Source organism: Pseudoalteromonas sp. S1727, from assembly GCF_005886375.1.
Classification (GTDB): Bacteria; Pseudomonadota; Gammaproteobacteria; order Enterobacterales; family Alteromonadaceae; genus Pseudoalteromonas; species Pseudoalteromonas haloplanktis.
Window position 1 is genome coordinate 1 of sequence record NZ_PNDT01000020.1, and the last position, 12,871, is coordinate 12,871.

Here is a 12,871-nt window from a genome sequence, read left to right on the forward strand (position 1 = left end):
GTATAAATACTAAGACGTTATGAGTCTTAATGGAGCGCTCTGTGCATCACGATCGAATGAAAGAAATAGGGAAAGTAGCAGTTCCTCGTGAAGGAACCCCTGAGTGGCATATTTTACAAAAGCACATTAAAAAAAATGAGAACAATCCGTTTGTAAAAGAGTATACGAAGAAAATATTCAACGAAGCTGTAGCCACTTGCGAAGTACAAGAGTTAAATGGAGCTGGCTTGCCAGCCGATACTTTATTACGAGAATACAATACCGAATATAACAATAGAGTTTTCAATCATTCTTTACATCAACTCCCTAGCTCATTCAATGTAGTTGAGGCTTTCAATACTTTTATCCCGCCATCAGCAACTTTTATTATTAATAATGAAATTGATTGTATTTTCTCTTTCGATGATTTTCTTGATTTTGTTACTTCGGAAGACTGCCCCAGTGATCTAAGTAACCTAAATGAATTTGTTGAAGATGGTACAATTTATTCATTTAATTCTGTTGATGATCCTTCTAACTCTTTGTTTTCCACTACTGCAGATGAAGAATTTGGCATTTTATCTATATCACTTGTTAAGCATAAAAATGAAGTGTCAGTTGCTATGTTAGCAGGGCAAAAATGCGACCTGAATGAAAAGACTAAATCTTTAGATATTGATATGTCTAAAGCACAGTGTTTTAACGGAATAAACCCTGACGAATCCTTAAAAGTTGAAGCCGTACCTTTGCTTCCAAATAGTAATTTATGGAGAACTATAGTTCTAGTTCGCTTTGATCTGGAGTCATCAACTATCGATGCGCGTTATATATATCAAGATGCGGGTAGAAGTTTTACTGGTTTCAGTGATGATATGGATTGTTATCTAGATCATGATGGAAACTTTCATTCTGAAGAGCTTGAAGATGCGTTTAAAAAACAAAATACCAAAATTGAAGAATACAATCCATTATTCGAATTGTGTAAAACAGCATTATTTCTCCCTGTTTTTAGAAATGAATATGAAGATACAATTTCCATAGAGAGGCACCCGACTGAATTTGGCCAAAAAAGAAATAAACCAAGTTTTAAAAAAACTAATAAACTAGCCAAAATTGATTTGAAGATAGCTTTTAGAAACGTTGAGAGCATTCAGCCTATTAATCGTAATTCTCCTTCACGCAGAGAATTTTTAGCCCCAGAATTAAGAGTTGAAACGTCCGGTTACTGGAAAAAATTACCTTTTCAATCTAAAGGTGAGGATAAAAACAATTCACCAATACAGGGGCGTACTTGGGTTAATAAAACCCTCGAATGGAAAGAAACACCTAATAAACCTATTTCAGTTAAAGTTGTGTCAAATTCATCTAACACAAATAATGAAGGGTTTATATATGTTATGCGCTCCGCAGTACATGATAAAAATGTTTTCAAAGTTGGTTTAACTAGAAGGACTCCCGAAGAAAGATCGAAGGAGCTTTCTCGTAGCACCAGTTCTCCAGATCATTTTCACGTCATGCAAGAATGGGATGTTAATGACTGTGTTCTTGCAGAAAAGCTTATTCATGAGAAGTTAAGCGATTTTAGAGTTAATCCAAAACGAGAGTACTTTAAGGCACCTTATAAAGAAATTTTCAAAGTGATTGACGAGGTTATTGATAGCCTAGAAATCGACTCATATCAAGTCGTTTAAAAGGACAAAAAACAGTTGGCTTTTGCTCCTTCGTCGCTAATTTTAGCCAACAATTTTTTGCCTCTTAACGAGGCGTTGAAGCTGTAGAATTACCCTTTTTAGGAGCGCACTCTACTATTTCTAATTGATTGCTTTTTAACCTTGAATCTACCTATTCGCTGTGATCTAATAGGTATTATTCACCCACGGTAAACTGTTATGGCCAACTACAAGCCAGACTTATCCTGCCAAAACAAATTCATTCCTATCAATTTCGCTGAGCAAATTTTGCCGGGAACATTTGAATATGCCCTTTGTTATATTGTCGAAAATAAACTCGACTTGTCGGGCTTTGACGCGTGGTATAACAACGACAAAACAGGTGCTGCTGCGTATCCGCCTTCAGTGATGCTAAAAATTATTTTACTCGGCTATGCACATGGTTTGATCAGCAGTCGTCGAATTGCGAAGGCGTGTGAGAATAATATTTTGTTTATGAGTGTGTCGGGGGATATTCAGCCGCATTACACATCAATAGCAAGTTTCGTGGCCAAAATGCATGAACAGATTGAACCACTATTTACGCAAGTATTGATGATATGCGATGAAGAAGGTTTGATAGGCTGCAATATGTTTGCCATTGATGGCTGTAAGTTAAAGTCGAATGCGAGCAAAGAATGGAGCGGGACATTCGATGAGCTAGGCCGCAAAAAAGCCAAGTTAGAACGCGCAAGCAAACGTATTATTGAGCGTCACCAATCACAAGATGGGCTGGGCGAGGAGTTCATTGAACAGGACTTAAAGCAAAAAGAGAAACTAGATAAAAGTGCAGCTAAAATAACTGAATTCTTAGCGACCCACGAAGAAAAAACAGGCAGTAAAGGCAAGCCTGTTAAAAGTAATATCACCGACCCCGATAGCGCGAAAATGACCACCTCAAAAGGCACAATCCAAGGCTACAATGGCATTGCGATAAATGACGACAAGCACCAAATTATATTGCAAGCACAAGCGTGGGGCTCAGTGGGTGAACAGCAAACACTACAGCCAGCCGTTGAGCAATTAAAACGACAACTTGATAAATTAAACACCGATAAAATCACAGACGAACACACAATTAAGTTCACCGCAGACAGTGGGTTTAACAGCGAAGCGAATCTAGAATTCATGGCGCAAAGTGGCTTTGATATCTACATTGCTGATAACCAATTTAGAAAACGAAATCCGTTATTTAAAGACAGCGAAACCTACGGAACAGAGCAAGAAAAGCGCCGATTAAAAAGACGGAATGGTAAGCCACGCTTATTTACTTCAGACGACTTCCATTATGATGAAGCAACACAAACCTGCCGCTGTCCCGCAGGCAATGAGATGTGGCGAAGTGGTATCAATGTAAAAAGCCACAACCAGCTATACACGCGATTCTGCGGTTACTTAAAAGATTGCAAAGTATGCCCACTACAACAGCAATGCATGCGAAATCCACCTATAAAAACAGGACGGCAAGTACAGTTTAAAAATGATGAATCACGTAAAAAACTCAGCTATATCGACAAAATGAAGGTCAAAATAGACAGCCCAATGGGACGACGGCAGTACAGCAAAAGACTCGGGTGTATAGAGCCGGTGTTCGGGAATATTACAGTCAATAAAGGCATGAATAAACTGACCTTGCGCGGACAAACGAAAGTGAATGCCCAATGGCAACTGTATTGCTTAGTTCATAATATAGAAAAGCTGCAAAACAGGCTACATTAAAAAAGGGGAGCCTTTTTAAGCCGAAATATAGCGACTCAAGCACCTGTCATACCTTCCAAAACGCCAATTAAAGCAACAGCAAACCCTCTTTTTATATTTTACGTAAAATCGAAGTAACTAATTGAATCAAAATGGGAACTCGGCTATGGTTAATGCATCAATAAAAATAAATTAAAACGAGTTATTCTACAGGCTCGTTATAAGCCTTAGGTAATCATGAGTACTAGATATTTGGATCAAGGGTTTCCGCTTCTACATTGGGCAACAGAAATTGAAGCTATCTGTCCGAAGTGTAACTGTGTTGGTGTTGTCAATGGGAACCCATATTGGCGGGACTGGCGTGCAACATTCTTGTGTTATGGCTGTTCGCACTCATTGAAAACGGACCGCGATGGTTGGCATGGACCTGTCCTAGGGATAGGTCGTCGACCTTGTGGTACTTGTGGATTTCAGTGGGTGCATGTAGAAAAAGTATTTGATGATGCTTCGAAGGTAATGGGAGATTCTGCTAAATCAAAATGTCCTCAGTGTAAATCAGAAAATGAAGTATCGATAAAGTTCACCCGTTCTGAACCCGTAGATCATGCCATTGACCCATTTTTTGGATTAGAGCTAGCGTTAAAAGAAAATACTCGTCACGGTACTGTTTGGGCTTATGGGGCAACGCACTTGCAACAACTTAAACTTTATACCGCTGCCCAGCTAAGAGAGGGGGATGGTACAAAGTGGTCCTATTTTACTAGGCTACCTAAGTGGTTGAAAACATCAAAGAATAGAGAGTTGGTCTTAAAGGCCATCACTAAACTAGAGAAACGGCTTATAACAAAGCCATCAATTTGACCGCCTTACGCTGCGCTTCAGGCGGCAAATTATGGCGGCGTTAGGTGAAAAGGAGGTTCAGTGTCTGCCGAAAAAGTAATGTTCGCTTTAGATATCGAAAACGGTTGGCCTCCAGTAAGTGCCGAAGGTGCTTGGTGTAAGAGAATTAATGGTAACTATAAACTGGTTAATGCGCCTTTCTTTATCCCTGACCTGGCTTATGGCGATATATTTTCAGCTATTCCTGATGAAGTAAATGAACATATATTTGAATTTGAAGTTATAAAAGAATCTGGTCATTCTGTTATCTGGGTAATGAATAATAATGACATAGATACCACCTTTTTCATCGACATGCTTAAAAAGCTAGGTTGTAAAGTTGAGACTCTCAACCAGTTTTCTTTAATGTCAGTCGATGTACCGCCAGAATTAGATCTTGATGCACTAGATCCGCTTTTAGACTTACATGAAAAACAAGGTTTAGAGTATGCTTTTCCTGTCTGGAGGCACGGTGATTAATTTCACCTAACACATATGAGCCTTAACCCTGTCAATAGGCACTAGTTGCATATTCTTTTTGACCGTTTCTTAAATTGACGGTCAATTCAAAATCAATAAACAAACCCGTTTACTTCGTCTGTCGATGCGGCTGTTGTGCAAGTTGCTTACGGCAAAAACTTATTAATCCCTTATTGCGATCACATCGCAGCCAGTGAGAATAAACTAGACACCCATCTTAACACTGGTATTTCTAGTGTGTTTATGACGTTTAATTCGCATGAATATTGAATAAATAGTAGATACAAAAAACTCCGTAACAACGGAGTTTGCTATTTGAATACTTTAAAAGATCAGTCTAGTAAATCGAGGATCTCAAGTCGTTCTTTTGCTAGGGAATACCTTGTGTGAACATCATCAATTTGCTGTTGGGTTAACTTCTTGCCAAAAGTGCGAAGCCCGCCAGTTAGATCATTATGATGAATGCCAAAAGCAAACTTAAGGTATTCTAAAAGTAATGGCTGTGCATCAAGGTAGGATAGGGAGTTCATCGCCTGAGATATTTTATTTGCCTCAGTCCACTCTCCACTATTTACATACTCTTGCATAGTAATACTCGCTTTTGGGAATATGCACCCAACACCTGTAATGCCACCACATGCGCCAGCAAGGCCTGCATGAACAGTCACAGTGTCAACACCGGCCAATACTTTTAAGTCTTTGTTCTCTAGCATCATTGTTTCAATAACTGACACGTCGATAGTCGATATTTTAAGTGCAGTGACTTCCGGCAGGGCGGCAAGTCTTGTAAGTAGATCCGTTGAGAGCGCATGATAGCCGGCTGCGTCAGGGTTGTTATAGGGCATTATTGTTATGCCCGCTGCTTTTGCAGCCGCTGCTGCAAGTGCGTAATACGCATACATTTGTTCATCACAAGGCGCTTCCTTCGTTTTTGGTGGCATCACCATAACGGTATCCACGCCAACAGTCGCAAGCTCTGTAACTATTTTGGCAAGTTCTTCTTTTGTCTCAGCCGCCGCGCCACTGATCAATGGCACATTGTACTCTTTCGCAACGCTTGATAGGGCTTTTAGTAAAGAAAGGCGCTGCTCCGCGCTTAGATAGCTATTTTCACCGAGTGTACCTGAGCCGACTAGTCCACCCATGCGAGTGCCACCCTTTCCTTGCACTTTTAAAATATCTGCAGCGTATTTTTGTGTTGCTTCAAGGTCAATTTCAACAGTGCCGGATTCAGTTTCTTTTAGCCATGTAAATACAGCTGGCATAACAGTGTATCGCCAATCTTTACTATTCGTTTCCATTATCATTCCTCTTATAAATATATATTGTATACATTATACAGTTTGAGTGTATCAGTTAAATTAGCTTTGGCAAAGCCGAGATAAAAATAAATCTGACACCTAGTTTAGAGTTTAGTAAGAATTAACAGAGCAGCAGTGTTCCATAAAGCTTGTGTATAAAAGTACTTAGAAAGTAAAAACGGCAGAGCAAACATGAGCCACGTTAAAGTGACTTAACTCGCATTTTATGTTTAAGGCCGATTTCGCTGTTGTGAAAATATGAATATAAAGATTAATAATGAATGCTTGGCAAGACAAAAGCTGCGCGAGAAACTTGCAGCTATAAATAGGTGCTAGGCTTAGCCAATTTCAAAAGAAGTTATACCAAACACTTTACTTAAAGGGGTCGTGGGGGGTTGCTGTGTATACATTCTGGCTGTTTCAAACGATGGCTGCATACTATAGCGTTGCGCTAAAGCCATTGCGGCTTGGTTTATATTAGGCACATCTAAGTAGATAGTTTCACCTGTAGGAACTGATGCCTTTAATGCGAGAAACAACGACTCAGCTAATTGAGGAGTGTTCGCGTATAGAGGGCCAATTTTAAACCCTTCGCGACACGCTCTGATCACACCGTAACCGGCTAATTTATCGTTGTCTAAAATTCCTAACGCGTGCGAGTTAGCTTGGCTTATCCAACTTTGTAAAAAGTCAGCTCTCGCAGCGGGAAATAAGGGTTTTTCGTAATCGGCTATTGCAGAAAATGGTAACCTTGCAAGCTCAATGATATGGTCGTTTTTTGCTAGTTGACCATCAGCGATTCCGGCAAACCTAATGTTATTGTAGGCGAATGAAAACCCTGATTTTTTATAATTAGTTTGTTGTTCAATTACCCCATCAAGGGCAATGTTGCACCCTTTTAGGTAGCTCAGTCCTGCTTGCCAAATTTGCATTCCATAACCCTTGCCACGGTATTCGGGCTTAACGATATAAAAGCCTAAAAAAGCAAAGTCACTATTATATTTAACTACAGAAATGGTTGCCACAGCCTCATCACCAAGGTAGCCAATTAAGAAGCCATGCGGATCTGCTTGGTAATAGCTATGTGCGTCATGCAGACCTGGGTTCCAGCCCTCTAGCGCGGCCCATTCAACGGCAATATTCACTTCTTCTTTAGACATGACTTTGATGGTTAAGCGCTGCTCTTGCATGTGAGTCCTTTTAATTTTTGCTGATTCTGCACTTTTTGTTGAGCGTATAAGCTTAGAACGAAGCGTGTAAATTGCACAGTTATTTCACACAAGTGTTTAATAACAGGCTTTTTTAATTTTTTTCATGGTGATGTTTCAGCACAGCTTGCGATTAACAACATGGTATTTTAAGACGAGCTTAAAAAATAAATGTATATTTAATATTGTATACAATATGTAATGGGTGTATATTTTTTGCGTCAGAGGTTAGACAGACAACAAAAAATTAACAGGATCAAAGGAACATTTTCATGTTTACATATAATAAAAAGCAAACTCGGGGAGCGGGTGTAAAAACCCTATTAGCAACGGCGGTTACTGCTGCATTAATGATGGCGCCTGCTGCGCAAGCCGTTGATGGCAGTAGTATTGTAAAAGGTCATATTGTGGCGCAATCTGGCAATGATTTGATTGGTGCAAAAATTACCCTTAAACACAAAACGAAAGGTCTTGTGTATACCATTACAAGTAATGCTGAAGGCGATTATTTACTGCGTAATGTGCCAGTGGGTACTTATGATGTCACTATTGTGAAAGATGGTTATCAAACAATGGTTGAAGAAGATGTGGCTGTGACCATTGGTCAATCCATTATTCTTGATGTACAACTTTTTCAAGCCGGAACAGATATGGAGCGTATCGCTGTAACTGGTGCTGCTATACGTCGTGTTGATATGGCCTCTTCTACCTCTGGGCTAACTTTTAGCGATGCTGAACTTAAAGCAATGCCAGTAAACACAGGCTTTGAAAGCATTGCTTTATTAGCGCCGGGTACAGCAGCCCCAGGTGGCTCAAGCTTTAATGGTGCGTCAAGTTTTGGTGGTTCATCTGCGGCTGAAAATGGCTACTATTTTAATGGCTTAAACGTAACGAGTATTCGTACAGGCTTAGGCTCTATTCGCCTACCTTGGGAAGCGATTTCGCAAACACAAGTTAAAACGGGTGGTGTAAGCCCTGAATTTGGTGGCGCGTTAGGTGGTATTGTCAATGCAGTTTCAAAATCAGGTGATAATGATTTTAAATTTGGTGCTGAGGTGCGTTGGGATCCAGACAGCTTGCGCAGTCAGCATGACTCAATATTTCAAGACAGCGGTACTATAAGTACTAATACACAACAAAGCAGTTACGACTTTAAAGAGCTACAACTGTGGGCAAGCGGTGCAATTATTGAAGATACCCTGTTCTTTTATGGTTTATTTGCACCGCGACGTGAAGAATCAACGGGCGCAGGGCAAACGACTTTCTCTGATTTTGAGCGTGATGAAGACCGTTGGTTTACCAAGGTAGATTGGTTTATAAACGAAGACCATTCTGTGGGTTTCTCTGCGATGAATAATAAACGCACTTGGACTGACAAAACATTCGCTTATAACTGGCAAGATAATGTGGTAGGTGACCAACAAGGCGTGGATGCGCCAGGCGAAGATGGCGGCAATGTATATAGTATTAACTATAACGGTTACCTTACAGATACGTTTTCGGTATCAGCGGTGGTTGGTCGTGTAACTGAAAATGTTGAAAATGTTGTCGCTTCACCTAATCCTGGTGTTTGGGATGAGAGAAATGGTTTTGTAACGTTAAGCCAGCACACAAACTCATCTGTCACTGAAGAAGAGTATATCCGTGATCAAGCCCGCATTGACTTCAATTGGGATCTGGATATGCATTCAATTCAGTTTGGTATTGACTACACCAACGTGAAAGTTGATTACTTTGAAGGTCAAAACGGGGTGGGTGATGCACAAGGCTGGTGGACAATAAAAACCGCAGGTGAGAATGATATCTCGGGTGCAGCGCTGGGCAGTGACTTTATCGAGCGACGCGTTCGTAGCCGTGAAGTTGATTCAGATACCACTTCGTTAGCGTTTTATATTAATGACTCATGGCAAGCAACTGATAATTTAGTGCTTAATATGGGCTTGCGTTACAGTCAGTTTGAAAACACCGTATCGGATGGCCGCGCTTTTGTTGATATTGATAACCAAATAGCACCGCGCTTACAAGCTATCTATGATGTAAGTGGTGATGGTAGTGCTAAAGTATTCGCAACTTTTGGGCGCTACTTTCAGCCTGTCTCGGCCAACATGAATATTACTCAAGGATCGGCATCTATTGAGTGGTTTGAGTATTTCGAATTAGATCAATTAGAAGGCAATGGCTCACCTACTTTATTAGCGGATGGTTCACCTAGCAGAGGTGATATGTTACGTGATAGACGCTGGCGTCAACGTGGCATTACAGAGCCTGGACTTATTGCTTCTGCTTCTTTGAAGCCAATGTACAGTGATGAGTTTACGATAGGCTATCAGCAAGAAGTGTTTGATACTATGTCGGCGGGTGTACGTGCAATCTATCGTGATTTAGGTCGCAGTGTTGAAGACACCGATGTGGGTCCTGTACTTGCTAAAAAACTAGCCGAGATGGGGATCACCGATAACGTAGGTCAAGGTTCATATTATGTGCTTAATAACCCAGGTGAAGCGATCCAAATGTCGTATGATTTTGATGGCGATGGGCAAGTTGATAACGTGAATTTAAGTGCTGAAGAGCTAGCATTACCTGAAGCACAGCGTAAATATTTGGCGCTTGAATTTACTTTAGATGGCAATGTAACCGATGATTTACGGATCAACACATCATACACATGGTCACACAGTTACGGTAATACTGAGGGCTTAGTGAAAACCGACAACGATCAAGCTGATCCGGGCTGGACAACTTCTTATGACTATGGCGATTTGATGGATCATGGCTATGGTAATTTACCAAACGATCACCGCCATGCGATTAAATTTAGCGGTGCCTACAATATTACCGACTCATTAACCGTTGGCTTAGTTGCGCGAACAACATCGGGTCGACCAAAAAGTTACTTCTCAGTTCACCCTGAAGGTGTAGATAGCTGCGAGCAAGGCAATCCTTGGGATGCGTGTATTAGTAAATACTACGACCAAGCATCGCATTATGATGAAAACGGTAACCCAGCGCCTCGTGGTAGTAAAGGCAATTTACCTTGGTTAACTAACGTAGATATGTCGCTTACTTATTACACTGACTTTTTTGGCTCTGATATGACACTCAAAGGCACCGTTTATAACTTATTTGATGGTGATAGCGCACTATCAATAAATGAGGAACGCGCTCAGTACGGTGATAATGGCTTAGAGCTTAACCCTGATTATGGTTTAGTTACAGGCCGACAAGGCGCTCGGTATGTATCGTTAACCGCGCGTATAGAATTTTAAGTTCCCTGGTAAGTGGCTGTAAGTTGTCGTTTTAGTACATATCACCTAACAAGCGAAAGCTAAAACTGACAAAATGTTTAAGCACATTCTCATTGTGAGTAACACAGTCCTGATGCTGAGTAGGTAACTACTTGGCATTTTTCTTATTACTAGAGTTGAAACGATTGCAGTATAAATATAAAAGATATACTGTATACAAAAAAATAAAAAGAGTGACATATGACCCATACTTTATTCTCTCACTGGCAACAGCCAAATAATGATTGGTTATCAATAAATACACTTGATATGCACACCGGTGGTGAGCCCCTTCGGATTATTGTTGATGGTTTTAGCGATGTGCAAGGGCAAACTATGCTCCAGAAGCGTGCTGATTGTTTGGCGCGTTTTGATGACTTACGAAAAGCATTGATGTTTGAGCCGCGCGGGCACGCTGATATGTACGGTGCATTAATTACGGCTCCTGAGCGTGAGAGTAGCCACTTTGGCGTACTTTTTCTGCATAACGAAGGTTATAGCACCATGTGCGGGCATGCCATTATAGCCTTAGCAACGGCTGCAAAAGACAGTGCTATTGCTCATTTTAACGATGGAATTAATGAGTTACGTATTGATACCCCAGCAGGGCTGATCACTGCGTATGTTGAGCTTAAAAATGCTCAGTTACAGCAAGTATCTTTTGATAATGTAGCCAGTTTTGTCGATAAGCTCAACGTGAAAATTACATTGCCTATGGTTGGGGAGGTTAGCTGTGATATTGCATTTGGTGGCGCCTATTATGCGTTCGTTGACGCTGATACTGTTGATTTAAGCTTAGCAGCAGATAATCATGAACAGATCATTAGTCTGGGTAAAGCGATTAAACAGCAGGTAACAAAACAATATCAACCAAAGCACCCAACTGATCAGGCACTTGGTTTTTTATACGGGGTTATTTTTTACTCTAATAGTCAGGTATCACAAAGCAATCATTTTAGCCGACATGTATGTATATTTGCAGAAGGTGAGCTTGATAGAAGCCCAACTGGTACAGGCGTCAGTGCCCGCGCTGCACTTGCGTTCGCAAAAGGTGAGTTGGCGGTAGGGCAAAGTGTTAACATTGAAAGTATTTTGGGCTCAGTGTTTAACGTGAGCATTCAACAGTCATGCAATGTTAAAACACATACTGCAATTATTCCACGTGTTACAGGCACAGCTTTTGTTACAGGCAAACATACATTCTTAATTGATCCAACAGATCCCCTAAAGCAAGGATTTATTTTTCGATGAATAATCATTTTTTAGCACGCCAACAATTAATAAAACAATGTATGGCAGAGCAGAATTTAACGGCGTTATTAGTGTTAGGGCATGAGAACATTCGCTACTTGAGCGGGTTTAGTGGTAATGCCGCGTATGCAATTGTGACGCAAGCTAGCTGCATACTTATTACTGATTATCGTTACTTTGAGCGCGCACAATCTGAGTGCCAAGGTTTTGAAGTGATAAGCCGCGACCGTGATAATGAAAGTTTGGGCCATTGTATTAATCGCTTTTTACCTGCTAACAGCCATTTGGGCTTTGATGCCGCATTTATTAATGTGGCGGTGTGGCAGCAAGTGGCTGATGAATTATCGAGTCACACTACGGTGGCGGTGCAAGGCTTGGTTGAGCGCTTAAGAATGATCAAGAATGAGTGGGAAATTGCACAAATTAAAGCGGCTGCTGCAATCGCAGATGAAGCGTTAGCGCAAACCCTGCCATATTTTAAAGAAGGGGTGAGTGAGCGAGATTTGGCACTAGAGCTGGAATTTAGAATGCAAAAACTAGGTTCAGAAGGCATGGCGTTCGCTACAATTTTAATGTTTGCAGAGCGTACATCGCTACCCCATGGCAGCCCAAGTAATCGCGTACTTAAAGAAGGTGATTTTATTACCCTCGATTTTGGCGCTGTTGTTAACGGCTATCGCTCAGATATGACCCGTAGCTACGTTTTAGGTCAGGCATCAACTAAACAAGCGAAAATCTACAATACAGTAGCGACAGCGCAGCAAGCTGCGATTGATTTAATTAAACCTGGCGTTCATTGCATTGACTTACAAAATGCATCACAACGCATACTCGATGGATCTGGTTTTGGGGATTATGCTGGGCAAGGGCTTGGTCACGGAGTAGGGCTTTTCTTACACGAACAGCCATTTATCAATAGCAATTGCAAGCACATATTAGAGGTTGGCAATGTGATCACTATAGAGCCGGGTATTTATATCCCTGATTTTGGTGGTGTGCGTTTAGAAGAAGACATCTTAATTACCAACACGGGCTATGAGATTTTAACACATGCCCCTAAACCTTTTGAGTTGGAGCTATAA

Annotated in this window: 9 protein-coding genes; 7 read left to right on the plus strand and 2 right to left on the minus strand. The window is 40.9% G+C overall.

Features of this window, described 5'->3' with window-relative positions; all coding sequences use genetic code 11:
* The first annotated feature begins 41 nt into the window (after positions 1–41).
* The 4 genes from CWB85_RS06185 to CWB85_RS06205 all read left to right on the plus strand — a co-directional run bounded on the left by CWB85_RS06185 (position 42) and on the right by CWB85_RS06205 (position 4,745).
* Entirely contained in the window at positions 42–1,670 is a 1,629-nt protein-coding gene (locus CWB85_RS06185; protein WP_171038991.1) for a GIY-YIG nuclease family protein, read from the plus strand.
* A 198-nt stretch (positions 1,671–1,868) separates the two neighbouring features.
* Positions 1,869–3,407 (plus strand): transposase, encoded by a 1,539-nt coding sequence (locus tag CWB85_RS06190; RefSeq protein WP_138554409.1) that lies wholly within the window; start codon positions 1,869–1,871, stop codon positions 3,405–3,407.
* 456 nt (positions 3,408–3,863) lie between these two features.
* Positions 3,864–4,247 (plus strand): hypothetical protein, encoded by a 384-nt coding sequence (locus CWB85_RS06200; RefSeq protein ID WP_212748233.1) that lies wholly within the window; start codon positions 3,864–3,866, stop codon positions 4,245–4,247.
* Between the two features lie 60 nt (positions 4,248–4,307).
* Positions 4,308–4,745, plus strand: a complete 438-nt coding sequence (locus CWB85_RS06205; protein ID WP_138554410.1) for a DUF4265 domain-containing protein — start codon at positions 4,308–4,310, stop codon at positions 4,743–4,745.
* Between the two features lie 332 nt (positions 4,746–5,077).
* Here CWB85_RS06205 and CWB85_RS06210 read toward each other — a convergent pair whose 3' ends face one another.
* Complete coding sequence (locus tag CWB85_RS06210; RefSeq protein ID WP_138554411.1) at positions 5,078–6,046, minus strand: dihydrodipicolinate synthase family protein; 969 nt, start codon at positions 6,044–6,046, stop codon at positions 5,078–5,080.
* 338 nt (positions 6,047–6,384) lie between these two features.
* Positions 6,385–7,236 carry a GNAT family N-acetyltransferase gene (locus CWB85_RS06215; protein WP_138554412.1) on the minus strand — a complete coding sequence of 284 codons (852 nt, stop codon included), beginning with the start codon at positions 7,234–7,236 and terminating at the stop codon, positions 6,385–6,387.
* 290 nt (positions 7,237–7,526) lie between these two features.
* On the opposite strand from CWB85_RS06215, the gene CWB85_RS06220 reads away from it, so the two are divergent.
* The 3 genes from CWB85_RS06220 (at position 7,527) to CWB85_RS06230 (ending at position 12,871) form a co-directional block, all read left to right on the plus strand.
* Complete coding sequence (locus CWB85_RS06220; protein ID WP_138554413.1) at positions 7,527–10,520, plus strand: TonB-dependent receptor; 2,994 nt, start codon at positions 7,527–7,529, stop codon at positions 10,518–10,520.
* A gap of 219 nt (positions 10,521–10,739) precedes the next feature.
* Positions 10,740–11,789 (plus strand): proline racemase family protein, encoded by a 1,050-nt coding sequence (locus CWB85_RS06225; protein ID WP_138554414.1) that lies wholly within the window; start codon positions 10,740–10,742, stop codon positions 11,787–11,789.
* On the plus strand, positions 11,786–12,871 hold the full coding sequence (locus CWB85_RS06230; protein ID WP_138554415.1) for a M24 family metallopeptidase: 1,086 nt from the start codon (positions 11,786–11,788) through the stop codon (positions 12,869–12,871). Before CWB85_RS06225 ends, CWB85_RS06230 begins: the two co-directional genes overlap by 4 nt.